This window comes from Enterobacter sp. UPMP2060, assembly GCF_053709655.1.
Genome location: NZ_JBSKJQ010000002.1, coordinates 573,093 through 598,602 on the forward strand (window position 1 = coordinate 573,093; position 25,510 = coordinate 598,602).

A 25,510-nucleotide genomic window follows, 5' to 3' on the forward strand; every position below is an offset into this window, starting at 1 on the left:
TAGCAAATTCGCGTTGAAATTACACAGCAAAATGCGCCGCCCGCAGGCGGCGCGCAGGATCAGAACAGTACGGAGTAGTTCAGACCAAACGTACGTCCGCGGCCTTTATAGGTATACAGCCCCGGTGCGCCGTAGGTTGGGCTATACAGCCCCGGCGCGCGCTGGCCCCAGGCGGTGGTGTAGTCTTTGTCCAGCAGGTTTTCCACGCTGAAGCTGACCTTACCCACCGGCAGGGCGTAGCTGCCCAGGAAGTCGACCGTGTTATAGCCATCGATCTTCTTGCCGTCGGAGTCTGACACGTCAAAGGTCTGCGTGCTCTGCACGCGCAGGGTCCAGTCGCCCGGCGCCCAGTTGACCCAAGCGCTGGCTTTCGACGGGCTGGCGCTGTCAACCGTCAGCTTCTCCCATTTGCCGTTTTCGCGCGTTTCAGACTTGATGGCGTTAAAGTTCGCACCGGTGCTCCAGTCGCTGTCGGTGAAGAAATAGTCCACCTGACCTTCCACCCCGTAGATACGACGCTTGTCGTCTTCCAGGTTGATGGTCATATCCGTCTTGTTGATGGTGATGGTTTTATCAGAGAGCGAGTAATACGCCGCGACCTGCGTGCGCAGGTTATCGCCGGTGTAGCGCCAGCCCAGCTCATAAGCGTTGACCTTGATACCGTCCAGCGTCGAGTCGTTCACGTTGACGCTGTTCAGCAGGCGATAGTGACCGTTGCTGAGCTGATAGGTGCCGGAGCCGTAGTACTTCGCCAGGTCCGGAATTTCGAAGCCCTGGGAGAAGTTAAACCACAGCTGCTGCTGTTCGGTCAGGCGACCGAGGATCCCGGCGTTAAACAGGAAGTTGTTGTAATCGGTTTTTCCGCCCGGCACCGCGTCGGCGGAGGTGGCTTTCCCGGTGGCGATGGCCTGCTGCTGGGTATAACCGACAAAGTCGTCCACCTTGTTTTCGGTGTACTGATAGCGCACGCCGCCGCTCAGGGTGATGGCGTCAATGTCGTAGCTGGCCTGCAGGAACGGGGCGAGGTTGGTGATGCTGTAGCCCGGGTAACGGCCCACGTTGTAGGCGTTATCCAGCTCCATGCCGCCGCTCGCCGCGGCCTTGCTCAGGTTGAAGAACTGCTGGTTGGCATCGAAGGTTTCGTGGTCGGCATCCACACCCCAGGTCAGCGTTAAATCGTCCACCGGCTTGCTGTTCAGCGTCAGCTTGCCGCCGTAAAAATCGGTTTTCTGCTGGGACGCGCCGATGCTGCTCACCACGCCTTTGGTCAGGGTCGGGAACGGATAATAGGTCAGGCTCTCGTCGCGATAGTAAATCTGTGCGACCAGATCCTGGCCCCAGAAATCGGTATTGGAGTACTGAAGGTTAATCAGATGGCGCTCGGTGCCCGGTACGCGGTCAGAATCGAGATTATCTTTGTTGTACGCGGTCGCATCGCCCGTTACCGCCGAGAAGTTCTTCCCGAGATACAGCCCATGCTTGCCGTCGGACTCGCTCTTGTAGTACTGCGTCGTCAGCTGCAGCTGCTGACGATCGTCAATGTTGATGGTGCCTGTGCCCATCACATCAATACGGTCGGAATACTGGAGGCCGGTCTGGGTGTTATCGATAATCACCTCGTTGCCTTTGCCGTCATACCAGCCGCCGTAGCGCTGATACGACACCGACAGACGACCGGAGGCGTTGTCGTTGCCGCCGCTTACGGCTGCCGACACGTTCTCATCGCGATCGTTGTGGCTGTTAAACCCGCTCTTTGTCCCGGTCTGGAACTCAACTTCGGTCTCCGGCTGGCCCTTTTTGGTGACGATGTTCACCAGGCCGCCGGTGCTGCCGCCACCGTAGAGCGAGGTGGCGCCGGAGATCACTTCGATACGGTCAATGTTGAACGGATCGATAGAGTCCAGCTGGCGGCTGTCGCTGCGGGACGAGTTCAGGCGAACGCCGTCCACCATCACCATCATGGAGCGGCCGCGCAGGTTCATGCCGTAGTTGGTACGGCCCTGGCTGCTGACGTCCATGCCCGGGATCAGCTGCGCCAGCACTTCTTTAATCTCTTTCCCGCCCTGAACCTGCTGCTCAATTTCAGCCCGCTCAATGACCCAGGTGGTCTGCGCCATCTCCGCCACGCTGCGGTGCGCGCGGCTGGCGGAGACAACGATATTTTCTTCCTTTTGTTCTTCCGCCCACGCAGAGGTAGAAAGCATTGCAAGCAAGCAAGGATTTAAAACCCAAAGATGAGAACGTTTCATTGTTATGTTGATCCTGATTGTGTGTGTCAGTACTCGGTGGTTTTTGCTAATGATTTAAAAACCGGGCTATTCTCCGGGCTGGTGGTGCTGCGCCAGTGGATAACGCCGGGTGTGGTGGCCAGCTCAAACGGCTCGTCGGCGTGCGCGCGATTGAGAATTCGCGCCGCGCGCCAGGCCATCAGGCTGAGCTGGGGTTCGGCAATGCCGAGACGGTGCATCCCGGCGTTCACGGCGAACAGGCGGTTGCTCTGCGGACCGTCCCATTCGAGAGTGAAATCATTGTTAATGCAGAAGGCTTCGTCCGTATCCAGATGCAGGCGGTGAGACAGCGGCGCGAGGAACGCGGGCTGCACGGCGCGGTAGCCGGTGGCGAAAATCACCACGTCGCTCTCCAGCTGCTCGCGGCCGCCGTCGAGGTGATGCTGAATGCTCAGACGATGGCCGTTTTCCTGGCGCGTCAGGGACGTCACCGAGCGGGACGGCAGGAGATGCGCCCAGGGTTTTTCACGCAGCACTTCGAAGCGGTGGTACATGGCGCGGTAAATCGCCAGCAGGGACTCGGTGGTGATACCGTCGGACGTCATCTTCTGCTCGTGCAGCATCTGACGACGGGCCTCTTCACCCAGCGTGGAGAAGCTGTCCACGTACTCCGGCGTGAAATACTCGTTGGCAAAGGCGGCTTCATCCAGTGCGTTGTAGTTATTGCGGCGCGATACCCAGTTCAGGCTCAGCGGCTGGCCCCATTCGCCGCGGAAGATATTCAGGAACAGGTCGGCGCCGCTCTGGCCGCCGCCGACGACGGTGACGCGCTTGCCCGTAAGATCCGGCGTGCGCAGCATCATCTCGCTGGCGTGGAAGCAGGTATCGTCCTGCGTTGTAACGCAGTCAGGCAGGTTGATCTGTTTGCCAATCCCCACGCAGACGTGGCGCGCCAGGAAGCGGTCGCGCTGGGTCACCACCTCAAACAGGCCGCTTTTCTCATCAAAGCTCACCTGCTGCACCTGCTGGCTGAAGGCGAGGTTGGTGAGGTTTTCCGCCGCCCAGCACAGGTAGTCCGCAAACTCTTCGCGGGAGACGGTGCGCTGCTCGGTAGTCAGGAAGCGGTAGAACTTTTTGCGCTGCACCAGGTAGTTCAGGAAGCTGTGGCGGTTGGTTGGCTCCACGGCGCTGACCAGATCCTTCAGGAAGCTGGTCTGCATGTGGCAGTCCGGCACCATCATTCCCGGGTGCCAGGAGAAGTGCGGTTTACGCTCAAGGAACAGCGAGCTAAAGCCGTCCAGCCCTTCGGCCAGAGCGGCGATGCTGAGGTTAAACGGGCCAATACCAATGCCGATGAAATCATAGGTTTTCATTGCGCTGACTCCCGGGAGGCGAGAAAAAGAGGGTTATCAAGGTCGGTGACATAGTTCGGCAGCATGCGGCTGCCGCCGTCGTGTTCGGAGAAGGTCAGTTTGACCGGGTTGAGGATCACGCGAATAATCTGCGGCTTGAAGAGATCGAATTTGGCGAAGCGTTCTGCCAGATCCGGGTGCGCCGCCATATAACCCCGTAAAACCCCGGCCAGAAGCTGGTAGAAACGCGTTTCGCTCACGCCGCATTGCAGCGTGAGGCGCGAGATAAAGCGCAGCACCGTCACAAAATTACCGGTTTGCAGGTCGTGAATAATGTAATCCGCGCTCAGGCGCGCCGTGACGGCCTTCACCTGCTCCGGCAGGCTCTGGGTCTGCGGGAAATCCTCATCCACCAGGCGCATATCGCCCTGGAAATCTTTCAGCAGGATGCGCTGCGGGACGTAATCCTTCATCACCAGCGTCACGTTCTGGCCGTGGGCGATCAGCGCCACGCCGTAGCGGCAGAGCAGGTGATAGAACGGGATCACCGTTGCCTCGAACAGCTTTTCAAGCCACGCGTCGGCGCTTAGCCCCGAGCGTTTAATCCACGCGTCGATCAGCGGGCGCCCGGCGTTATCGGTTTCCATCAGCGCTGCCATCAGCACCGCCTGTTCACCGTCTTCTACATAACAGGACGGATTCTCGCGCCAGATCACCCCCAGCATCTCCTGATAGCGGTAGGGCGCTTTCGGCAACGCGGCATAGCCCGGATGCGACAGATATCCGGCGGCGGGTTCGCCAAGCACCTGAGCACCGGAGCGGATCAGCGTGGCGTCGGTAGCGAACTGCTGCTGCAGCCAGCGCGAAGCCAGCGGCCCGGCGGCAATGTATTTGCCCGGGATGCCGCGATAGCAGGAGGTGTTGTAGATGGTCAGCGGAAGCTTGATGTCATACGGCGCGCGACGGCTGGCGTTAGTGAGCGTGCGCAGGGACTGCTGCGCCAGATACTCGTCGCCAAACTCGCCCAGCTCAACCATCTCACCGCGCGCCAGCTGCGCCAGGAAATGAACGGCGATCTTCTGCTGCCACTGCCACGGGTGCAGCGGCACCGGCAGCCAGCCGTCGTTGAGACCCAGCGCCTGCCAGCGGGCGTTGAAGCGGGCGAGCTCGGCGTTGTCCATGGCGCTGGCCAGCAGGGCGCTGATATCGCAATCGGCGTCGCTGCTCCAGACCAGATGCTCCCGCTGAACGGCGACCCAGTGCAGGCGAAAACGTCCGCGATACTCAGGCGCGTACTGACGCAGCGCGTCCAGGCCCCAGCCGCGGCGACCTTTGTTGAAAATAAACTTCGGGTGACCGCTCATCAGACACTGTAATTCGTCCGGGTCGAGGTGGATCAGCGCGTCCGCGTCCAGCGCTTCACGCGCCTGCAGCAGCTGCATGTCGCCGCGCAGCGTGGCGTAGAGATCTTCCATATGCTCTGCCGTTTGCGCGTCGCTCATCTCCAGCACTTTCGCCAGCTGCAGCAGCGCGCGTTCCGCTTCCACTGCATCGCCGCTGGCTGTAGTCAGGGTATCCGGGTCGATATGCAGCCAGCCCCAGATCCCGCGCGTGGCGCGAAACTGCCAGGACTCGTTGCCCATGGTGATGCGCCAGCCGTTCGACGAAACCGGCTCTGCGCGCAGGGTGCGTTCGTACTCCAGCTCGGCGAGGATCTTCGCCACCATCTCGCGGTTCACTTTCTGCCAGAGCGCGTTCACAGTTCCACCTCGCTGAAGAAGCGGTGGCGCTGGCTCATGATGAGGCGCGAGCGCTTGTGCGGGAAGTCGAACTCTTTCACCGTCTCGAAACCGGCGGAGGCCAGATGGCGGAACAGGCGCTGGTTGTCGAAGCGCGGCTCGGCGACAATTCGCGCGGTGTGGGGTCCATCGAGATACAGATAGTGGCTCAGGCCGCGCAGCCAGCTGCGGATGTACTGCGCGCCGCGCCAGTTCTCTTCGCCCACCAGCATGTGCAGCCCGCGGTCAAACGGCTGCCAGCGGTAGTGGCGGCCAATGCGGTCTTCTGGCGCCCAGTAGAGCTCAAAATAGCCGAACGGCTGGTCATCGAAGCAGCCGATAACCGGGTAGCAGTAGGTCGAGTCAAGCTGACGGCGCAGGTAGTTTTCCTGCTCGGCCTGCGGGCCAGCCATCTCCCAGAAGGCGTTCACGCGCGGGTTGTTCATCCAGCGCGTAAAGCGCTCGCCGTCCAGCGCCACGTCGGCCACGCGGAAGCTGAGGGTGCGCTTAATTTGCGGATCGTAACGACGGTACACTTCGCCCTGCGGGCGGTGAGGACGCAGCGGGAAGTACAGCTGACGGCTCTCATCAAACTGCATCCCGCCGCTGGCCTGCGGCCGTTCGCCTTTCAGCCACAGCGGCAGCTGCCAGAAGGTTTCGCGTGCCAGATAGTCCCCGTGGGCCAGGCTAAACAGCGCCTGCGCCTGGGGTTCATCCTGCCAGGTTGCCCAGGGCAGGGTAACGCCGGTCAGCGCGGGCGCGGCAACAAACAGCTGATCGAGTGCTTCGACCAGCCAGCCGTCCGGGATCCCATTCAGACGCTCCAGCACCGCGCTGCCGTCGAGACCCAACGTCAGCGGCAGCGCGCGATCCGTTGCGGTGCAGCGAAAGCCGTAGCCGGAATGGACGATATTCGCGATGGACATTACGCCTTCTCCTTGTAAAACGGGTTGCTAAAGTCGAAATAGATCACCGCCGGATCGACGATGGTGTTTTCATTGCGATCGTGCAGGTAGCAGAAGAAGTTGCCTTTGCAGTTCCAGGTCGGGCTGTCGAGGACGTAGTCGAGGCAGCGGGTCTGCTTCGCCGTGCGGCGCAGTTCGGCCAGCGCGTCGCGCACGCGGGACATCAGGTTCTCCTCGCTGTCAAAACCGGCGGCGGCGAGGGCGGCGGTGACGGCAAGGGTAGAGTTCAGCAGCAGGTAATAAGGGAAGTAGCGCAGCAGCTGGCTCTCACCGAAGCGGTTTTCCACCTCCGTTTCGCCCGCTGAATTCAGCCACGCGTCGGCCCCTTCGGTCCACGCGCTGCCCTGGCAGTCGCGGTAAATCAGCCCGACGGGGAAATCCTGCTGCATCTCAACGAGGATATTTTGCTGGTGCGCCAGCAGGACCAGACCGTAGTCCGCCTCGGCGCTGAACAGCGGGAGCAACACGCGGTCGCAATAGGCGTCCAGCCAGCAGCGGGCGGCCTGGGCGAGGGGTAAATCCAGACGCTGGCTCAGACGGCGCACCGCGGAGGCCAGCAGGCTGTCGCCGCCGTCCGGCGCGGCCTGGGTCAGGCTCACCAGCACGTTGGTCTGGGTGTCTGGCGTATCGAACAGCAGATTGACGCGCAGGGCCATCAGGCTCTCTTCCTGAATAACGCCGCTTTCGTCACGCAGCCCCGCCCAGCCGTCCTCCTGCATCACGCGCATGGTCGGGTAGCGGGCCTGTAATTCTTGCCAGCGTTCCGTTTTCGCCAGACGCGCCAGGCGCATTCCGCGCTTAACTTCTTTGACCGACAGCGTGCGCACGGAGTTGGTCAGGCGCACGCTGAGGGAGAACTTAATCATGTCGCTGTTGGTTTCGCTGTACAGCGAGCGGGACGAGCTGGTAGGCAGCCACTGCGCGCCCGCTTCGCCCAGGTCCTGCAATGCACCGTTTTCCGCCAGACGCTGGCACCAGTCCTGCTCCAGCAGATAGTCGGCCTGCCACGGATGCATCGGCAGCAGCCAGCGGGTGTCGGTGAAGTGGCCGAGCAGCTCAGGCGCGCTCTGGGCCGCGAAGCGCAGCAGGCGCTCGCGCAGGGAGACGTTCAGGCTGTCGCCGGCAACGAGCGCGCTCTCAACGGCAAACCAGCGCAGCGGGAAGCGGGAGGCGAAATCAGGAAGATAGCGACGCGCCTCTGTTTCGTTGAACGGCTCGTGCGACTTCGGCGCCGGGTGAAACGCGTGGCCGACCAGCAGCGCCTGTTCCGCTTCAGCAAACGTCAGCGGCTTATCGCGCAGGTTTACCCAGCCGTGGCGGAGATCGATCGCCTGCCAGGTGTGGGCATGGCTTTCGAGAACGCGCTGCTTAAAACGAGCCAGCGTATCGGCATCCAGCGAGCCTTTTACTGACGGTTTTTCAAGAATTAAATCAACAAGTTGATCAAATGTGACGGCGTCACCGTCATCACTGTTGCTCTGAAGAAGCGTGGCCGGGAAACGGTACTGATGATGCTGGGTGGGAGAGAAATAGCGTACCGGAACCCGAAGCGCCTGGGTTTGGGACAGCGGGATATGAATGTTCGGTAACGCATCCGCAGCGGTAGCGGGGAGATAGCGCCAGTCCTTCGTTTCGCGCAACAGGGCGTTCAAAAAACACTGGGCTGCAACGTCTGTACCGGCAGAGCGGGGCAGAGCACGCATAGATGTACCTCATTCCATGATTGATAATAATTCTCGTTATGATATTCATTCTGTTTACAGCCGCAACCATTTTTGCAATATTTGTTTTCATAAACTTCATGATTTCCACACATTTATTGACACTATGTTCACATTCTCATGCGCACTGACTCAGAAACATTGACCGAAAAGGTCATCTCAAAAGCCAACTGGCCCCTGGCGCTATGTGCGGGTTTATTAGGTATCGGGCAAAACGGCCTGCTGGTGATGCTCCCGCAGCTGGTGACCCTGACCGGGCTGTCGCTCTCGGTCTGGGCCGGTCTGCTGATGTTCGGATCCATGCTCTTTTTACCGGCCTCGCCCTGGTGGGGACGCCAGAGCGAGCGGCGGGGATGTAAGGCCGTGATGGTGGCCTCGCTGAGCGGCTATCTGGCCAGTTTCGCCGTCATGGCGCTGGTGGTCTGGGCGATGGCGGCCGGAAGGCTGGATACCGTCTGGGGACTGGCGGGACTGATTCTTTCACGTCTGCTTTACGGACTGACGGTCTCGGGGCTGGTGCCTGCGGCCCAGACGTGGGCTATTCAGCGTGCGGGGCTGGAGAAGAGAATGGCGGCGCTGGCGACGATAAGCTCCGGCCTCAGCTGCGGACGTTTGCTCGGCCCGCCGCTGGCGGCGCTAATGCTCAGCCTCAGCCCGGTGGCGCCGCTCTGGCTGATGGCGATCGCGCCGTTAATCGCCCTGCTGCTGATTCTTCGCGAAGCCGCAGACCCGCCGCTGCCGCCGGTGGCGCACCAGGCGACCCGCCTGCAGGCCTCGATGCTGCCGTTCCTGCTGCTGGCGCTGCTGCTGGCGGCGCTGGTCAGCCTGATGCAGCTTGGCCTGTCACCGCATCTTAGCCCTCTGCTGGAGGGCAACGCCCGGGAGACCAGCCATCATGTTGCGCTTCTGCTGAGCCTGGCCGCGCTGGCCACGCTCGCGGCGCAGTTTCTGGTGGTCCGCCCGCAGCATTTCACTCCGGTGACGTTGCTCTGCATCGCGGCGGTGTTAATGGTTGCAGGGCTTGGGCTGATGACCGTCGCCGGTTTAACGCTGTTCTACGTGGGGATTGTTATCACTTCACTCGGGGCGGCGATGGCCACGCCGGGCTACCAGCTTCTGCTGAACGACAGGCTGACCACCGGGAAAGGGGCGGGCGTCATCGCCACCAGCCACACGTTAGGCTACGGCGTCAGCGCGCTGCTGGTGCCTGTGGTGACGCGCTTTTACGGCGAGCAGTCTTTGACGGTGGCCGCATGGGGAATGGCAGTGCTGTTTTTAGCGTTGAGCATAGGGGTACGGTCAACCGAGCGGACCCCTTCCGAAAAGCCTTAATGGATCTGGCGGGAGGAATGGCCGGCAGACTCCTCATTTTGCCGCAGACGCTGGAGCGGATCCTGCTGATAAAACTGACAGAAACGCTGCCACAGCGCCGGGAAGCGGGGCGCGAAAAGCTCGGGCGCGCTGAAGAAATACTCCGAGAGCACCGCAAAGCACTCGGCCGGGTCGGTTGCCGCATAGGCGTCAATGCTGGCCGCGCTTTCGCCCACCAGGTCTATTTCATCCTGAATGTTATCCATCGCCGCGTGCAGATCGTGCTCCCAGCCCGCCACCTCGCGAAGCGGGATCAGCGGTACTCCGCTGGCGCGATCGCCGTTGCGGGTATCCAGCTTATGCGCCACTTCATGGATAACCAGATTAAAACCGGACGCATCGAACGAGTCCTGAATGTCGAGCCAGTTGAGGATAATCGGCCCCTGCTGCCAGCTTTGTCCGGACTGCACCACGCGCTGGTTGTGCACCAGCCCAATGTCATCTTCCCACTCGTCATCGACGATAAAGGGGGCCGGATAGATCAGCACTTCGTGGAAACCGTCCAGCCACTCGATACCCAATTCCAGCACCGGCAGACAGAAAAGCAGGGCGATGCGCGCGTTTTTCAGGGGATCGAGTTCGAAACCCTGCAGTGGAACCAGGCGTTTTTGCTGTAAAAAACGATCCGCCAGCTGAACCAGTTTCGCTTGTTCATCCGGCTTAAGATTAGCCAGAACAGGGATCGTCAGCGCGTCATCCCATGGCAGCGCCATATCCCGGCCAGCTTCATTCGTTTTCCAGGGCCACTTTATCATCGCTTTGCTCGCAAACTCGTCACTTGAACAAAAATGGGAAAGTCAGGTTTGGTTAAGATGCCAGAAAATCGCTCACTGCGACAATTCCAGCCTGAATAAACTATCATTCGTACGTAGCGGTGGGTAGCGGTTTACGGGCATCACCTTCATTTTGTGAAGTCTGTCGTAGCCTGCATCCACCGGTCTGGTGAAGAAATCAGTACGGTATTGAAAAGATGAGCGATTTCAAAGGTAACAAGCAGGACCTGCCCAGCCGGGCGTGTGCGCACTGCCAGCGGCCCATGACGTGGCGCAAGAAATGGGCGAAATGCTGGGATGAGGTCAAATACTGTTCCGAGCGCTGTCGAAGGAGCCACCGTTGACCGAACTGCGCCTGATCTTGGGCGATCAGCTTAATCCGCACCACAGCTGGTTTGATGCCTGTAATCCAAATATCATTTACGTGATGCTGGAGCTGCGGGCCGAAACCGCGTACGTGCTTCACCACGCTCAGAAAGTGATCGCCATTTTTGCGGCCATGCGCGCGTTTGCCTCTGCGTTAAAGGAGAAGGGGCATCGGGTGAGGTATGTCCGGCTCTCTGACGACTCAAACCGCGGCGCGCTGGAAGACAATCTCAACGCGCTTGTCGCGCATTACGGCGCCGACAGGGTGATATGGCAGGAGCCCGACGAATGGCGCCTGGACACGCAGCTGCAGGCGTGGGCGAAAGCGGCGTCCGTCGAAACGGCCTGCGTCAGCAGCGAGCATTTCTTCACCACCCGTGAACAGGTGAGCGCGTTCTTTGCGACGCGCAAAAGCTGGCGAATGGAGTACTTTTACCGGGAAATGCGTCGTCAGCACGGCGTACTGTTAACCTCAGAAGGCGAGCCGGAAGGGGGAAAATGGAATTATGATGCTGAAAATCGCAAGCGCTGGTCCGGCGAGCCGCCCGCGCCGGACGACTCGCGTCCCAGCCACGATTATTCAGCCTTATGGGCGGAGATCCAGCGCTGCGGCGTAAACACCTTCGGTGAACCGCAGGCCGGGAATTTTAGCTGGCCGCTCAACCGTTCGGAAGCCAAAGCCAGGCTGGATGAATTTATCGCTCACGTGCTCCCGCAGTTCGGCGCCTGGCAGGACGCGATGCACGCTGAGGAGCCTTTTCTGTTCCACTCGTTAATTTCGTTCGCGCTGAACACCAAAATGCTTAATCCGCGGGAAGTGGTGGCTGCCGCCCAGCAGGCATGGCGTTTGGGCCATGCGCCGCTGCCAGCCGTCGAAGGGTTTATCCGACAAATTCTCGGCTGGCGGGAGTACGTGCGTGGGATCTACTGGTCTCAGATGCCGGGCTATCGGGAGCTGAATGCCTTAGACCAGCACGCCCCGCTGCCGGACTGGTTCTGGACCGGCAGGACGCAGATGCGCTGCCTGGCGCATGCGATTGGGCAGTCCCTCACCGAGGCTTACGCCCACCATATCCAGCGCCTGATGGTCATCGGGAACTTTAGCCTGCTCAGCGGCCTGTCGCCGCAGGCGGTTCATGAATGGTATCTGGGGGTCTATATTGATGCCTTTGAATGGGTGGAGCTGCCCAATACCCTCGGAATGAGCCAGTTTGGCGATGGCGGGTTGCTGGCCAGTAAACCCTACGTCTCAAGCGCGTCGTATATTCATAAGATGAGTAACTACTGTCAGGGGTGCCGGTATCAACACAGCCAGCGTACCGGAGAGCTGGCGTGCCCCTTCAATGCACTTTACTGGGATTTCTTTGCGCGCAACCAGGCGCGTCTGGGTAACAATCCCCGCCTGGGCATCGTCTTTAAACAGCTTGCAGACATGAAGGAAGAGGAGCGGCAGGCCATTGCCGATCGCGCCGGGTATATTCGCCTGCATCTCAACGAGCTCTGACGTATTTCACCACCGCGCCGGTTGCGGTGGGTTAATAAGACGCTATTATTTTTGACTTTGTTGCGTATTCCCTGACAGGACATCCAGACGCTATGCCCGTGAATTTTGACCTTAACGATCTTTATGCTTTCAGAGCGTTAGTGGAATACGGTAACTTCCGTGTCGCTGCTGAATCTATCTGCTTATCCCAGTCGGCGCTGAGCCGCAGGATTGAAAAGCTGGAAGCCGCGCTGGGAAACCGGCTGTTTGACCGTACCACCCGCCGCGTGTCCTTAACGTTATACGGGCAAAACTTTGCTGAACGCTCCGCGCAGCTGCTCGACAACGTTGAGTCAATGCTGGCGGATGTCGATAAGGTCAGTGAAGAGCGGACGGGGCTGATCACGGTTGCCTCGGTGCCGTCCGCGGCCTGTTACTTTATGCCCGATGTGATCCGTCGTTTTCAGTCTCGCTATCCGCGGGTTCGCATTAAGCTCATCGACAGCAGCGCGGGGAATGTGATTGACGCCGTGGCCCGAAGCCAGGCTGATTTTGGTATCTGCTTCGCAGGAAACCTGCCGTCTGACATCGAATTTTTCCCGCTGGTGGAGGATGTCTATGTTGCGGCGTGCCGAAAGGATCACCCCCTGGCGCAGAAGAGTCACCTGACGTGGCAGGCCTTTTACCAGCAGGATTATATCTCCCTCGATAAAACGTCAGGTAACCGTAACCTGCTCGATCGGATGCTGGGGGATATCGTTCCCGAACGCCCCAGCGTCTGCGAAACGCGCCACGTTACCACGATGCTCGGTATGGTAGAGGCGGGGATCGGCATTGCTGCCGTTCCCGCCATGTCGATGCCGACGTCAGAGCACACGCTGCTGACGCATCTGCCGCTGGTGGCGCCGGAAGTGAAACGCACCGTGGGGCTTATCCGGCGCCGGGGGCGCATCCAGTCCTACATTGCGGCTGAACTGGAAAAGCAGATCACCGAGCAGTATCGCCGGACGTAACGGGGATCATCCCCGTCTTCTGGATGACGTCCCTGGAGGGCGGTGAGGCGAGATAGGTCAGCAGCGCTTTCCCCTCTGCGGGATGTTCTGCATGACGGGTGACCGCACCCGCGAAGCGCGTGATGTATTGTAGATTATCCGGGATTTTCCCGATAAAGGTGACGCCCTGAACCGGCAGAAGCTCGCTGACCTGCTGGAAACCGACGGCGTATTTTCCTTTCGCCACTTCTGAGGCGACCGGGATACGCTCGACCATTGTCGCTTTACCCGCCACTTCTTTTTCGATCCCCATTTTTTTGAACAACGTCTGGCTGACGTACCTGCCGCTGGCGCTGTCAGAGTAGGCGATGGAGCTGGCCCGCAGCAGCGTTTTACGCAAAGCCGCCTCGCTGCTGATATCAGGGACATCCGCACCTTTTTTCACCACCATGCCAACGGGGGAGTCCGCGAGTTCCGTTCGCGAACCCGACTGGGTCTGGCCGGCTTTTTCGAGCTTCTCCAGCGCATCGCCCACCATAATCACCACGTCGGCTTTCTCGCCGCGCGCCAGTCGGTTTGGGATCGCCTGCGGCGTAGCGCCCATTGAGGGGCCGGGGATGATCACAATTTTATCCCCGGTCCGGCGTTCATAGTCCGGGGCCAGCTTTTCCAGGGCGGCCTTGAAGCCGCCTGAAATCATGACCTTCACGTCCTGGGCACAGGCATTAACGCTCAGGAGCGTCAGCACCAGCGCGCTGGCCGTAAAGCGATAGGTACGTTTCATACTGCCCCCTGTGACTTGACGGTGTTTTGCAGCGATACCGCGCGGCGGCGGTAGAGGTAGAGCGTGGCCAGCAGGGCGCACACGGCAGCGAAACTCATCCAGTAGCCAGGCGAGGCTTTGTCACCGGTGTATTCAATCAGCGCGGTGGACATGACCGGGGTAAAGCCGCCAAAGACCGCCGTTGCCAGGCTGTAAGCCAGAGAGAACCCCGCCACGCGCACTTCAGCAGGCATAATCTCCGTCAGGGCCGGGATCATCGCGCCGTTGTACAGGCCGTAAAGGAAGGAGAGCCACAGCAGCACGCTCAGCATCATGGAGAAGCTGGGCGCGCTCGCCAGCAGCGTCAGGGCGGGGTAGCTGGTCGCCAGCGCCAGCAGGGCCATGGCAATCAGCACCGGCTTGCGCCCGAAGCGATCCGACAGCGCGCCGCCCACCGGCAGCCAGATGAAGTTAGAAATCGCCACCAGCAGCGTGACCAGCAGGCTGTCCGAGGCGCTGAGCATCAGCACCTTTTTGCCAAAGGTGGGGGCGTAGACGGTGATCAGGTAGAACGCGGTGGTGGTCATCGCCACCATCAGCATGCCTGCGACCACCACCTGCCAGTTGCCTAGCAGCGTTTTAAAGACCTGACGCATCTCCAGATGCTGGCGGCGCGCGCTGAACTCTTCCGTCTCCTCCAGCTTGCGGCGCAGGAAAAAGATAAACGGCACGATTAAGCAGCCGAACAGGAACGGGATGCGCCAGCCCCATTCGCGAATGGCGCTCTCCTCCATCAGGGCATTCAGGGCAAAGCCCATCGCCGCGGCGACCATAATGGCGACCTGCTGGCTGCCGGACTGCCAGCTGGTGTAAAACCCTTTGCGGCCCGGCGTGGCGATTTCAGCCAGATAAACCGAGACGCCTCCAAGCTCCGCTCCGGCGGAAAAGCCCTGCAGCAGACGGCCCGTCAGCACCAGCAGCGGCGCCCACAGACCGATGCTTTGATAAGAGGGGATAAGCACGATCAGGAACGTCCCCGCCGCCATGATGGAAAGCGTGACGATTAGCCCCTTTCTGCGACCTACCTTGTCGATATATGCGCCAAGCACGATGGCGCCTATTGGACGCATCAAAAAGCCCGCGCCGAAGACGGCGAAGGTCATCATCAGCGACGCAAATTCACTGCTCGCCGGGAAGAACGTGTGGGCGATGTAGGTGGCATAGAAGCCGAACAGAAAGAAATCGAACTGCTCAAGAAAGTTGCCGGACGTCACGCGGAGTATGGCGCCCGCTTTCGAGCGTACGGTTGCAGGTGAGGTTGAGGAAAACATGGTTATCTCCAGTTTATTGTTGACGTTTTACGCGTCTGTTTTTGAAAACTGGATCAGGATGAGGAAATAGATAAGCGCAAATGCCGCATCGGCTGATGCATGTTTTGCATGAATAGCCTTCGCGGGATCAATACAATTAATGACAACAATAACTTAACAATTAATTGATTTTTTATTCACCACTTTTTGCTAAGTGGCTGATATCACGGTTTTGTGACATGACGCAGGCTCATGTCTTTCTGCGACTGCCGGGCAGCGTTGCGCCACCCGGCCTGTCTCAACCTAGCGCTGTGAACAACCCGCGCACTGTTTGTTCTGGATCTGCTGGAAGAAATCGTTGCCTTTGTCATCCACCAGGATAAACGCCGGGAAGTTCTCGACTTCAATTTTCCAGATGGCTTCCATTCCCAGCTCCGGATACGCGACGCATTCCAGGCTCTTAATGCTGTTTTGCGCCAGCACCGCCGCCGGGCCGCCAATGCTGCCCAGGTAGAAGCCGCCGTGCTTATGGCAGGCGTCGGTCACCTGCTGGCTGCGGTTGCCTTTCGCCAGCATGATCATGCTCGCGCCGTGGGATTGCAGTAAGTCCACATACGAGTCCATACGGCCCGCCGTGGTCGGGCCGAGTGAGCCAGAGGCGTAGCCTTCCGGCGTTTTGGCCGGTCCTGCGTAGTAGATCGGATGGTCTTTAACGTACTGCGGCAGTTCTTCACCGTTGTCGAGCAGCTCTTTCAGCTTCGCGTGGGCAATATCGCGCGCCACGATGATGGTCCCGTTCAGCGACAGGCGGGTAGAGACCGGGTGCGCGGAAAGCTGCGCCAGGATCTCATTCATCGGCTTGTCCAGATTGATGCTCACCACGTCGCCTTCACCCTGCTGACGCAGTGTGTCAGGAATATACTGACCCGGGTTGTGTTCCAGCTTCTCAATCCAGATCCCGTCGCGGTTGATCTTCGCTTTAACGTTGCGGTCTGCGGAGCAGGAGACGCCCATGCCGATTGGGCAGGAGGCGCCGTGGCGCGGCAGGCGGATCACGCGGATATCGTGGGCGAAGTATTTACCGCCGAACTGCGCGCCGAGGCCGAGGTTCTGCGCTTCCTGAAGCAGTTCCTGTTCGAGCTGAACGTCGCGGAACGCCTGGCCGTGTTCGTTACCTTCCGTCGGCAACGCGTCGTAGTAGCGCGTGGAAGCGAGCTTCACGGTTTTCAGCGTGGCTTCCGCTGACGTACCGCCTATCACAAACGCGATATGGTAAGGCGGGCAGGCCGCAGTGCCCAGGGTGCGCATCTTCTCAACCAGGTAGTTTTTCAGCTTCGCCGGGGTGATCAGCGCTTTGGTTTCCTGATAGAGGTAGGTTTTGTTGGCAGAACCGCCGCCTTTTGCCATGCACAGGAATTTGTATTCGTCCCCGTCCACGCTGTAGAGATCGATCTGCGCGGGCAGGTTGGTGCCGGTATTCACCTCTTTATACATGTCCAGCGCCGCATTCTGCGAGTAGCGCAGGTTATCTTCAATGTAGGTGTTGTACACGCCCTGGCTCAGCGCCGCTTCGTCACCGCCGCCGGTCCAGACGCGCTGGCCTTTTTTACCCATGATGATCGCGGTGCCGGTATCCTGGCAGGTTGGCAGCACGCCTTTTGCGGCAATTTCAGAGTTACGCAGGAACTGCAGGGCAACGTATTTGTCGTTCTGGCTGGCTTCCGGGTCGTTGAGAATGGCGGCAACCTGCTTCTGGTGAGAAGGACGCAGCATAAACGCGGCATCGTGGAAGGCCTGCTGCGCCAGCAGGGTCAGGGCTTCCGGCTCCACTTTCAGCACTTCCTGACCGTCGAATTCGGCAACGGAGACGTGCTCTTTGGTCAGCAGGTAGTATTCGGTGTCGTCATGGGAAAGAGGGAAGGGGTTCTGGTAGAAAAACGGTTTATTTGACATAGCGTATTGCTCCACAAAAATAAAACCGCCGGAGGAGAAGTCCGGCGGTCAGGAATCAGAACATCATGGACATCCACGGATAACCAATCAGCAGCAGGGCCGCCAGGAAGATGGCACCGAAGATGGTGCCGAGGCGCCAGTAGTCTTTGGTTGGCAGGTAGCCGCTACCGTAGTAAATCGGGCTTGGGCCAGTACCGTACGGGGTGATGATCCCCATGACGCCCAGCGAGGTCACCATCAGCAGAACGAACACTTCCATATTCATGCCCGGGATGGTGGAGGCGATGGTCAGCATCGCTGGCAGCAGCGCCGTGGTGTGCGCGGTGGTGCTGGCAAACAGGTAGTGCAGCAGGTAGAACGCCAGCAGCAGGACGACGGTCGCCACGCCCGGAGAGATACCGCTCATCAACAGACCGCCTTCTTTACCTAACCAGCTGATAAAGCCGGTAGAGGAGAGGCCATCCGCCAGTGCCACCAGGGTGGCGAACCAGACGAAGGTGTTCCATGCGGCCTTGTTACCTGTGATATCGTTCCATTCCAGCACGCCGGTCCACAGCATCAGACCGACGATGAGCAGGGCTGCCATGGCAGGCTCAATCCATGCGGCAGCGAAGATCCACATCAGCAGCGCGCAGCATACGAACACCAGCAGCAGAATTTCATTGCGGGACAGTTTGCCGAGTTTTTCCAGCTCGCGGGTCGCCCACAGCGGCACTTCGTTATTCACTTTGACTTCAGGTGGGTAGAACCAGTAGGCCAGCAGCGGCATGGTCAGAATCAGCAGGATACCCAGCGGCAGGAAAGCGAGGAACCAGGTGCCCCAGGAGATATCAATCCCAACCGTACTTTTCACCAGTGCCAGGGCCAGCAGGTTTGGCGCGAGGGCGGAGAGGAACATTGAGCTGGTGATACAGGCTGCGGTGATCGCCACCCACATCAGGTATGAACCAATTTTACGCGCGCTTGGGTCATTAGGTTTTGAACCGTACAGCGGCGGCAGGTTAGCGATAATCGGGTAGATGGTCCCGCCGCTGCGCGCGGTGTTGGACGGGGTGAACGGTGCCAGCAGCAGGTCCGCAAACGTGATGGCGTAACCGAGCGTCAGGCTGCGACGGCCGAGATACTTCACCAGAATCAGCGCCAGACGGCGGCCGAAGCGGGTTTTGTCATAGCCAGCGGCGAACATAAAGGCACCGAAAATCAGCCAGACGGTAGAGTTACCAAACCCGCTCACCGCCCACTTAAAGGAGGCGCCCGCCAGCTTGAATTTCGGGTCAGCCAGCTGATCGGGGCTGAACAGCACCCACTGGCTGCACAGGGCGATGGCAACCACGCCGGTCAGGCCGATCACCGCACCCGGCAGCGGTTCGAAGATCAGACCGACGATCACGCCGACAAAGATGGCGAAGTAGTGCCATGCGTAAGGCGGCAAGCCTTCAGGAACGGGAACAAACAGCAGCAGTACGGCGACGATGACGGGTAGCGCCATCATCAGCAATCGTTTTGCGTTTCCATTTGATGCCTGGTTCGCCACAGGGGGCGTTACAGCAGTTTTTGTATTCATAGTTTCACGTCTTAAGTTGTCAAAAATTCGGTCACACTGAAAAAGCACTTTATTTAGTTTCTTTGCTTTTTTTAGTTATTAAAGGTGCTTTCCTGTATTTTCAGTAATAGCGATTTAACGCGTTTTTGTGTGCGTTAAATTAAAAAATGATGATGTTTTTATATTGCGCTTTTGAATGCCATAACTATTGATCGCGATCAAAAAAATAGAATTACAGCGTTATTTTTATGCTTTTATTAATAACCACTCTGGCGTATGTGGTTATTGCCTGTTTTTTGCGTTTTTTTTATCATTTCTTTAACAAGATAGATTTTGGTGTTGTTGCAACATTTTGTTTTTATTGGTTTTATATGTGTTAAGGTGAATTGGTTTTACCATTCATATTTTAACGGTTTTTAAATTATTGTGAATGACTGAATTACAATCGCTAACACCAATGTGTTATTTGTGTTATCGCAGGGATTAAATAGTTTTTTAACTAACGTAATAACTTTAGAAACTAAAAAAATCATTATATTAATATCATGACATCGGCAAATAACGACGAAATAAAAAATCAATCCGATAACGAATTCTTAATTTTTAAAAGTTTGGAGTTTCTATTATGAGCACTAACGAACGCATTCTTAGCCCCTTCACATTACCGAATGGCACTGAACTGAAAAACCGTTTGTTAATGGCCCCTATGACAACCTGTACCGGCTATTTTGACGGCACCGTCACCAGCGAGCTGGTGGAGTACTATCGGGCCCGTTCCGGCAGCATTGGCACCATCATTGTGGAGTGTTGCTTCGTCGACGATCTCGGTCTCGCCTTCCCGGGTGCCATCGGTATTGATAATGACGAGAAAATTGCCGGGCTGGCGAAAATCGCGGAGGCCATTAAATCCAAAGGATCTAAGGCGCTGCTGCAAATCTACCACGGCGGCCGCATGGTCGATCCAAAACTGATTGGTGGCCGTACCCCGGTTGGCCCGAGCGCCGTAGCCGCGCCGCGTGAAGGTGCCGCAACGCCTGTCGCCCTGACCGCAGAAGAAGTGGAAGGCATGATCGGCAAGTTTGGTGAGGCGGTGCGTCGCGCCATCCAGGCCGGTTTCGACGGCGTGGAAATCCACGGGGCGAATACCTATCTGATTCAGCAGTTCTACTCCCCGAATTCAAACCAGCGCGACGACGAGTGGGGCGGCAGCCGCGATAACCGCGCGAAGTTCCCGCTGGCGGTGCTGGACATTACCCACAAAATGGTGCGCCAGTACGCGGACGACGCGTTTATTATCGGCTACCGCTTCTCTCCTGAAGAGATGGAAGTCCCGGGCATCCGCTTTGACGACACCATGTATCTGCTGGAAAAACTGGCGGCGCGCGGCGTGGACTATCTGCACTTCTCCGTCGGCGCGACCCTGCGTCCTTCCATCGTCGACACCCAGGATCCCACCCCGCTTATCGAAAAATACTGCGCGATGCGTTCTGAAACGCTGGCGCAGGTTCCGGTCATGGGCGTGGGCGGCGTGGTGAATGCTTCCGATGTGAATGAAGCGCTGGACCACGGTTACGACCTGATTGCCGTTGGCCGCGCCACCATCGCTTATCCGGACTGGACAGACCGCATTGCGGCCGGGGAAAGCCTGGAGCTGTTTATGGACAGCACCAAACGCGAAGAGCTCAGCATTCCTGAACCGCTGTGGCGCTTCTCGCTGGTGGAAGCGATGATCCGCGACATGAGCATGGGCGAATCCAAATTCAAACCGGGTACCTTTGCTGAGAAGGTGCAGGATGACGCTAACGAACTGGTGATTAACGTCAGCCTTGAAACCGACCGCATTGCGGACATCGAACTGGCCTCCGGCCCGAGCGAAGACGTTGAGTTTGTAACCAGCTTTGAAGAGATCCGTACCCGCATTCTGGACGCCAATACCCCGCACGTGGATGCCATCACCGGCGCAACCAGCCAGAGCGAGGCGGTGAAGAAAGCGGTCTCGAAAGCGATGCTGAAATCCAGCAAAGCGCTGGCCGCGGAAGAGGGCGTTGATCCGAACGAAACCCGCAGCGTAGACGTGGTCGTTGTCGGCAGCGGCGGCGCCGGTCTGGCGGCGGCGATTCAGGCTCACGACGAAGGCGCGAGCGTGCTGATTGTCGAGAAAATGCCGACCATCGGCGGAAACACCATTAAAGCCTCTGCCGGTATGAACGCCGCCGAAACCCGCTTCCAGCGCGTGAAGGGCATTCAGGACAGCAAAGAGCTGTTCTATCAGGAAAGCCTGAAAGGCGGCGGCAACAAGAACAACCCGGAACTGCTGCGTCGCTTCGTCGAGAACGCGCCGCAGGCAATTGAGTGGCTGGCCACGCGCGGCATCATGCTGAACGACATCACCACCACCGGCGGGATGAGCATCGACCGTACTCACCGTCCAAAAGACGGTTCAGCAGTAGGCGGCTACCTGATCAGCGGCCTGGTGCGTAACGTCAACAAACGCAACATCGAGGTGATGCTGGATACCTCCGTCAGCGACATCATCTTCGAGAACGGCGAAGTGACCGGCGTACGTCTGACCACCGAAGAGAACGAAACCGTCACCGTGGCAACCAAAAGCGTGATTGTCGCCACCGGCGGCTTCAGCGCCAACAGCCAGATGGTGGTTAAATACCGTCCTGATCTGAAAGGGTTCGTTACCACCAACCACAAAGGGGCAACCGGCGGCGGCATCGCGCTGCTGGAGCGCATCGGGGCGGGTACCGTGGATATGGGCGAAATTCAGATTCACCCAACCGTAGAGCAGAAAACCTCGTACCTGATTTCCGAATCCATTCGCGGCGGCGGGGCGATTCTGGTCAATCAGAAAGGGGAACGCTTCTACAACGAAATGTCGACCCGCGATAAGGTCTCGGCGTCAATCATCGCGCTGCCGGAGAAATACGCATACATCGTCTTTGACGAGCACGTACGTGCCAAAAACAAAGCCGCTGATGAGTACATCGCGAAAGGTTTCGTGACCAGCGCCAGCTCGCCAAAAGCCCTGGCTGAAGCGCTGGGTATGGATCACCACGCTTTCCTCGCGACGCTGGAACGTTACAACGGCTTCGTTGAAAAACAGCGCGATGATGATTTTGGCCGTACCACCGCGCTGCGCGCGCCTATCAACGAAGGGCCATTCTACGCCATTCAGATTGCACCGGGCGTGCACCACACCATGGGCGGCGTGACCATCAACACCGAAACCTGCGTGCTGGACAGCAACCACAACGTGCTGCCAGGGGCGTTTGCGGCCGGTGAAGTGGTCGGCGGGATCCACGGCGGTAACCGTATCGGCGGTAACGCAGTGGCAGATATCATTATTTTTGGTACGCTTGCAGGACATCAGGCGGCTATGCGTTCGAAAAAGCAGTAAGACCCCTGTGTTGTAGGCCGGATACGCCCAGCGCTATCCGGCATTTTCCCCGGCGGCGCGGTGCTGGCCGGGGCTACATCTGAGGACTCCTGCCATGCCTGATAGCCATCGCGTTTACAGCTACTCCGCCGTCCTGATGGGCTCACCCATTCTCCTGAAACTCTTCTCCCACGACGAAGCCCTCGCGTCCCGCGTGTTTCGCCTGATCAAACAGTACGAAGATCTGCTCACCGTTAACCGCGCGCACTCGCAGGTGATGGACATCAACCATGCGGCTGGCCAGCATCCGGTTACCGTCAGCCGGCCGGTGTTTGAGCTGATCCGCTGTGCCAAAGCGGCAAGTCTGTTCAGGGACAGCGCCTTTAACCTGGCGATAGGTCCGCTGGTGAAGCGCTGGAAAATTGGCTTTCAGGGGGACAGCGTTCCGCCTGCCGATGAAATCGCGTCGCTGCTGGCGATTACCCGTCCTGAAGATGTCCTTCTTGATGAGGCCAGCAGCAGCGTGTTCCTGACCAGAGCGGGGATGGAGATCGATCTGGGGGCCATTGCCAAAGGCTATATCGCCGACAGGGTGCGTGATTACCTTCGTAAAGAGGGCGCTGAGCTGGGGCTGATCAACCTCGGCGGGAACATTCAGACGTTAGGCTCGCCGGAAGGGGGCTGGAGCGTGGGGCTGAAAAAACCGTTCGCCGGTGATGCGCTGATCGGCACGATGACCGTAGAGAACCTCTCCGTCGTGACGTCGGGAACGTACGAGCGCTACTTTGAGCAAAACGGCAAGCGCTATCACCATATTCTCGATCCGAGCACCGGGTATCCGCTGGACAACGAGCTGGACAGCGTAACGATTGTTTCGAAGGACTCCATCGACGGCGATATCTGGACCACGCTGATGTACGGCATGGGCGTAGAGAAGGGCTGTGCCGCCCTGCGCGCGCGCCCCGATATTGAAGCTATCTTTGTGACCAAAACAAAAGAAGTGGTGTTCTCTTCAGCACACCACTTCCGCTTTACCCTGCTGGATAACGACTACCGCGTTACTGACAGTATTGCTTGAGCAGGCCGGTCTGCTCCGGCTGGAGACGGTAGCGATACACCGGACGTCCGGTGGCACCGTAGTGAATGCTGGTGAACAGAATGTTGATTTGTGCGAGCCAAATCAGGTACTTGCGGCAGGATACGCGGGAGATATTGACCGCGCTTGCCAGGTCATCGGTAGAAAATTCCGTCTCCGGGTGAGCGTCAATCCACTGGCAAATCGTGCGCAGCGTTTGCGGCGTTAACCCCTTCGGCAGCTTTTTACTGTCCGCCAGTTCCGGCGCCCCGCCGTGGATCAGCCGGTCGACGTCGGCCTGCTCATAATACTGGTGCGAACCCATCAGGCTATGCTTTGCCTTCCAGCCGTTCAGCGCCTCTTCAAAGCGCGGGAACTGGAACGGCTTGATCAGATAATCCACTACGCCGTAGTGGATGGAGGTCTGGATCGTGGCGGCGTCGGCAGCCGACGAGATCATAATCACATCGATTGGGCGACCGGATGCGCGAATAACGGGCAGCAGATCCAGCCCGTTATCCTGCTGCATATAGACATCCAGCAGCACCAGATCGACAGGCTGCCCCGGGTTATTAATGATGGCCTCGGCCTGGTTTAGCGTGGAGGCGACGCCGCAGCAGCTAAAACCTTCAACACGGTTGACATACAGACGGTTGAGGTCGGCTACCATGGCGTCATCATCGACAATTAATACATTTATCACGCGATATTCCTCTCGCTATCCCAGGGGATGTGAACAAAAAATTGGGTAAATACGCCTGGCTCAGACTCGACGGTGATATCGCCGCCGAGGTTCTGGATTTGCTGGCGAGCAAGGAACAGCCCAACGCCGCGGTTTTCACCTTTTGTTGAGAAGCCCTTTGTAAAAATAGCCTCCAGCTGAGCGGGTTCAATGCCGGTGCCATCGTCGCTGACTTCGCAGCTGAGCCAGCCATTCTGATAATGCAGCAGCAGGCCGATCTCACCTTCCTGCTGTCCTTCCATCGCGTCTAGCGCGTTTTCAATGAGGTTACCCAGCACGGTGATCAGCACCGCGACCTGCTCTTCGCTCGCGGTATCCGGTATCTGGCATTCATCCGCCAGCGTCAGGGTGACGCCCGCTTCTTTCGCCCGATTGATTTTACCCAGCAGGAACCCGGCAATAACCGGGGATTTTACCTTGCTCTGTATCGTACCGATATCCGTCTGGTAATTATGCGCCGTCTGGATGATGTACTCTTCCAGCTTGTCGTAGCGCTTCATGTGCAGCAGGCCCAGGATCACGTGCAGTTTATTCATAAACTCGTGCGTATGGCTGCGCAGGGCGTCGACGTAGTTAACCATGCCATCAATACGCTGCATCAGCTGGCTGATTTCCGTTTTATCACGGAAGGTGGTGATGGCGCCGATCACCCGATCCTGGCTTTTAACGGGCACCATGTTGCACAGCAATAGACGCCCGTTACAGCTGATCTCCTGATCCTGGCGCGCGACGCCCGTCTTTGAGACTTCGCGCAGGCTGGCCAGCAGGGGGGCGCTGGCATTTTCGGTCTGCTTGCCGGAAGGGAGAAGCAATATTTCTCTGGCGGTCTGGTTGATCATCGTCACGCGCCCGTGAATATCGACGGCCAGCACCCCCTCGCGAAGCGACTGCAGCATCGCCTGACGCTGTTCGAACAAGGCGGAAATTTCGTAAGGTTCGAGCCCGAACAGGATGCGTTTCAGTACCCGCACCAGACCCCAAATCGCCATGGAGCTCATAAAAATACTGAATAAAATGGTCCAGACGGCGTTTAGCCGCCCGCGAGCGATCTGCTCTTCAACCTTTTTCAGGGAGATACCTACCGCCACCACGCCGATCTGCTCGTGCTGGCCGTCGTAGACTGGGGTGAAGACGCGAAGCGCTTCGGCGAGCGCACCCCGGTTTACCGATACGTTCTCTTTGCCTTCAAGCGCGGGAGTTAAATCGTCACCGATAAAATGCAGCCCCAGCAGCGCCTCGTTCGGGTGAGAGTAGCGGATCCCGCGCATATCGGTGACCACGGTGAACAGCAGATCGTTTCGTTTCGTCACCGCCTGGGCGATGGGCTGAATAATATTCTCCTGCGGTGCCTGCATCAGGCCGCGCTGGATCTCCGGGCTGTTGGCCAGCGTTCTGGCAATACCCAGAGCCGTATCTTTTACATCATCGCGGGTCGCCCGGGTGATTTGCACGGAGTAGAGCGCAAAGACCACCAGCAGCACAGAGGCAATAATCGCGCACACCATCAGCGTGACCAGGGTGTTCAGCTTCATGGGGCGCTTGCGCGTCGGAAGGAAAGGCTGCAAATCGCTCATCAACACTCCGCGATGATTAAGAAAGGGGTAATTATCGCCGATGACGCGCTTTTCTTAAAGCCATGTAAAGGCGTGGATTTGGTCCTCTTTTCGTGACCCTCCTCGCAGGTCATCTATATAAAACACTTTATAGTGT

General features: G+C 58.4%; 18 protein-coding genes. 6 read left to right on the top strand and 12 right to left on the bottom strand.

Annotated features, from left to right (window positions below):
* Nucleotides 1–59 precede the first annotated feature (59 nt).
* The 5 genes from ACWKXN_RS08135 to ACWKXN_RS08155 are packed head-to-tail and all read right to left on the bottom strand — an operon-like array spanning nucleotide 60 to nucleotide 8,026.
* Complete coding sequence (locus tag ACWKXN_RS08135) at nucleotides 60–2,249, bottom strand: TonB-dependent siderophore receptor (protein WP_454543612.1); 2,190 nt, start codon at nucleotides 2,247–2,249, stop codon at nucleotides 60–62.
* Between the two features lie 26 nt (nucleotides 2,250–2,275).
* Nucleotides 2,276–3,601 carry a lysine N(6)-hydroxylase/L-ornithine N(5)-oxygenase family protein gene (locus ACWKXN_RS08140; protein WP_454543613.1) on the bottom strand — a complete coding sequence of 442 codons (1,326 nt, stop codon included), beginning with the start codon at nucleotides 3,599–3,601 and terminating at the stop codon, nucleotides 2,276–2,278.
* On the bottom strand, nucleotides 3,598–5,340 hold the full coding sequence (gene iucC / locus ACWKXN_RS08145) for an aerobactin synthase IucC (RefSeq protein WP_454543614.1): 1,743 nt from the start codon (nucleotides 5,338–5,340) through the stop codon (nucleotides 3,598–3,600). Before iucC ends, ACWKXN_RS08140 begins: the two co-directional genes overlap by 4 nt.
* On the bottom strand, nucleotides 5,337–6,284 hold the full coding sequence (locus ACWKXN_RS08150; RefSeq protein ID WP_454543615.1) for a GNAT family N-acetyltransferase: 948 nt from the start codon (nucleotides 6,282–6,284) through the stop codon (nucleotides 5,337–5,339). Before ACWKXN_RS08150 ends, iucC begins: the two co-directional genes overlap by 4 nt.
* Nucleotides 6,284–8,026: an IucA/IucC family protein gene (locus ACWKXN_RS08155; protein ID WP_454543616.1), complete on the bottom strand. Its 1,743-nt coding sequence runs from the start codon at nucleotides 8,024–8,026 to the stop codon at nucleotides 6,284–6,286. Before ACWKXN_RS08155 ends, ACWKXN_RS08150 begins: the two co-directional genes overlap by 1 nt.
* Before the next feature lie 138 nt (nucleotides 8,027–8,164).
* Between ACWKXN_RS08155 and ACWKXN_RS08160 the strand changes: the two genes are divergently transcribed.
* Nucleotides 8,165–9,376 (top strand): MFS transporter, encoded by a 1,212-nt coding sequence (locus tag ACWKXN_RS08160; RefSeq protein WP_454543617.1) that lies wholly within the window; start codon nucleotides 8,165–8,167, stop codon nucleotides 9,374–9,376.
* On the opposite strand, the gene mtfA is transcribed toward ACWKXN_RS08160, so the two are convergent.
* On the bottom strand, nucleotides 9,373–10,170 hold the full coding sequence (gene mtfA / locus ACWKXN_RS08165) for a DgsA anti-repressor MtfA (protein ID WP_058841444.1): 798 nt from the start codon (nucleotides 10,168–10,170) through the stop codon (nucleotides 9,373–9,375). The two genes, ACWKXN_RS08160 and mtfA, sit on opposite strands and share 4 nt — an antisense overlap.
* A 215-nt stretch (nucleotides 10,171–10,385) precedes the next feature.
* Here mtfA and ACWKXN_RS08170 point away from each other — a divergent pair, with 215 nt between their 5' ends.
* The 3 genes from ACWKXN_RS08170 (at nucleotide 10,386) to ACWKXN_RS08180 (ending at nucleotide 13,050) form a co-directional block, all read left to right on the top strand.
* Entirely contained in the window at nucleotides 10,386–10,532 is a 147-nt protein-coding gene (locus tag ACWKXN_RS08170; protein ID WP_071891562.1) for a DUF2256 domain-containing protein, read from the top strand.
* Entirely contained in the window at nucleotides 10,529–12,058 is a 1,530-nt protein-coding gene (locus ACWKXN_RS08175; RefSeq protein ID WP_192831597.1) for a cryptochrome/photolyase family protein, read from the top strand. Before ACWKXN_RS08170 ends, ACWKXN_RS08175 begins: the two co-directional genes overlap by 4 nt.
* Before the next feature lie 92 nt (nucleotides 12,059–12,150).
* Nucleotides 12,151–13,050 (top strand): LysR family transcriptional regulator, encoded by a 900-nt coding sequence (locus tag ACWKXN_RS08180; protein WP_454543618.1) that lies wholly within the window; start codon nucleotides 12,151–12,153, stop codon nucleotides 13,048–13,050.
* Here ACWKXN_RS08180 and ACWKXN_RS08185 read toward each other — a convergent pair.
* The 4 genes from ACWKXN_RS08185 to ACWKXN_RS08200 all read right to left on the bottom strand — a co-directional run bounded on the left by ACWKXN_RS08185 (nucleotide 13,025) and on the right by ACWKXN_RS08200 (nucleotide 18,619).
* Nucleotides 13,025–13,813, bottom strand: coding sequence for a substrate-binding domain-containing protein (locus ACWKXN_RS08185; RefSeq protein WP_454543619.1), 789 nt, complete (start codon nucleotides 13,811–13,813; stop codon nucleotides 13,025–13,027). The genes ACWKXN_RS08180 and ACWKXN_RS08185 overlap by 26 nt on opposite strands.
* A complete protein-coding gene (gene tcuC, locus ACWKXN_RS08190) occupies nucleotides 13,810–15,123 on the bottom strand; it encodes an MFS transporter (RefSeq protein WP_029741700.1) in 1,314 nt (437 codons plus the stop codon). The genes ACWKXN_RS08185 and tcuC overlap by 4 nt, the downstream gene beginning before the upstream one ends.
* A gap of 282 nt (nucleotides 15,124–15,405) precedes the next feature.
* Complete coding sequence (gene fumA, locus ACWKXN_RS08195; protein WP_454543620.1) at nucleotides 15,406–17,055, bottom strand: class I fumarate hydratase FumA; 1,650 nt, start codon at nucleotides 17,053–17,055, stop codon at nucleotides 15,406–15,408.
* A 55-nt stretch (nucleotides 17,056–17,110) separates the two neighbouring features.
* Nucleotides 17,111–18,619 (bottom strand): anion permease, encoded by a 1,509-nt coding sequence (locus tag ACWKXN_RS08200; RefSeq protein ID WP_072196639.1) that lies wholly within the window; start codon nucleotides 18,617–18,619, stop codon nucleotides 17,111–17,113.
* 604 nt (nucleotides 18,620–19,223) lie between these two features.
* On the opposite strand from ACWKXN_RS08200, the gene ACWKXN_RS08205 reads away from it, so the two are divergent.
* On the top strand, nucleotides 19,224–22,004 hold the full coding sequence (locus ACWKXN_RS08205) for a flavocytochrome c (RefSeq protein ID WP_454543621.1): 2,781 nt from the start codon (nucleotides 19,224–19,226) through the stop codon (nucleotides 22,002–22,004).
* A 94-nt stretch (nucleotides 22,005–22,098) separates the two neighbouring features.
* Nucleotides 22,099–23,061 (top strand): FAD:protein FMN transferase, encoded by a 963-nt coding sequence (locus ACWKXN_RS08210; protein ID WP_454543622.1) that lies wholly within the window; start codon nucleotides 22,099–22,101, stop codon nucleotides 23,059–23,061.
* Here ACWKXN_RS08210 and dcuR read toward each other — a convergent pair.
* Together dcuR and ACWKXN_RS08220 are read right to left on the bottom strand one after the other, a co-directional pair.
* Complete coding sequence (gene dcuR, locus ACWKXN_RS08215) at nucleotides 23,042–23,761, bottom strand: two-component system response regulator DcuR (protein WP_045887823.1); 720 nt, start codon at nucleotides 23,759–23,761, stop codon at nucleotides 23,042–23,044. The two genes, ACWKXN_RS08210 and dcuR, sit on opposite strands and share 20 nt — an antisense overlap.
* Nucleotides 23,758–25,374 (bottom strand): sensor histidine kinase, encoded by a 1,617-nt coding sequence (locus ACWKXN_RS08220; RefSeq protein ID WP_454543623.1) that lies wholly within the window; start codon nucleotides 25,372–25,374, stop codon nucleotides 23,758–23,760. Before ACWKXN_RS08220 ends, dcuR begins: the two co-directional genes overlap by 4 nt.
* Nucleotides 25,375–25,510: the final 136 nt, after the last annotated feature.

Bases quoted from the DNA above. Each gene is read 5' to 3' on its own strand.
- ACWKXN_RS08185 (WP_454543619.1), bottom strand. From the start codon at position 13,813: ATGAAACGTACCTATCGCTTTACGGCCAGCGCGCTGGTGCTGACGCTC.
- ACWKXN_RS08200 (WP_072196639.1), bottom strand. From the start codon at position 18,619: ATGAATACAAAAACTGCTGTAACGCCCCCTGTGGCGAACCAGGCATCA.
- mtfA (WP_058841444.1), bottom strand. From the start codon at position 10,170: ATGATAAAGTGGCCCTGGAAAACGAATGAAGCTGGCCGGGATATGGCG.
- ACWKXN_RS08155 (WP_454543616.1), bottom strand. From the start codon at position 8,026: ATGCGTGCTCTGCCCCGCTCTGCCGGTACAGACGTTGCAGCCCAGTGT.
- ACWKXN_RS08160 (WP_454543617.1), top strand. From the start codon at position 8,165: ATGCGCACTGACTCAGAAACATTGACCGAAAAGGTCATCTCAAAAGCC.
- ACWKXN_RS08220 (WP_454543623.1), bottom strand. From the start codon at position 25,374: ATGAGCGATTTGCAGCCTTTCCTTCCGACGCGCAAGCGCCCCATGAAG.
- ACWKXN_RS08180 (WP_454543618.1), top strand. From the start codon at position 12,151: ATGCCCGTGAATTTTGACCTTAACGATCTTTATGCTTTCAGAGCGTTA.
- ACWKXN_RS08140 (WP_454543613.1), bottom strand. From the start codon at position 3,601: ATGAAAACCTATGATTTCATCGGCATTGGTATTGGCCCGTTTAACCTC.
- ACWKXN_RS08135 (WP_454543612.1), bottom strand. From the start codon at position 2,249: ATGAAACGTTCTCATCTTTGGGTTTTAAATCCTTGCTTGCTTGCAATG.
- ACWKXN_RS08170 (WP_071891562.1), top strand. From the start codon at position 10,386: ATGAGCGATTTCAAAGGTAACAAGCAGGACCTGCCCAGCCGGGCGTGT.
- fumA (WP_454543620.1), bottom strand. From the start codon at position 17,055: ATGTCAAATAAACCGTTTTTCTACCAGAACCCCTTCCCTCTTTCCCAT.
- ACWKXN_RS08210 (WP_454543622.1), top strand. From the start codon at position 22,099: ATGCCTGATAGCCATCGCGTTTACAGCTACTCCGCCGTCCTGATGGGC.
- ACWKXN_RS08150 (WP_454543615.1), bottom strand. From the start codon at position 6,284: ATGTCCATCGCGAATATCGTCCATTCCGGCTACGGCTTTCGCTGCACC.
- ACWKXN_RS08205 (WP_454543621.1), top strand. From the start codon at position 19,224: ATGAGCACTAACGAACGCATTCTTAGCCCCTTCACATTACCGAATGGC.
- tcuC (WP_029741700.1), bottom strand. From the start codon at position 15,123: ATGTTTTCCTCAACCTCACCTGCAACCGTACGCTCGAAAGCGGGCGCC.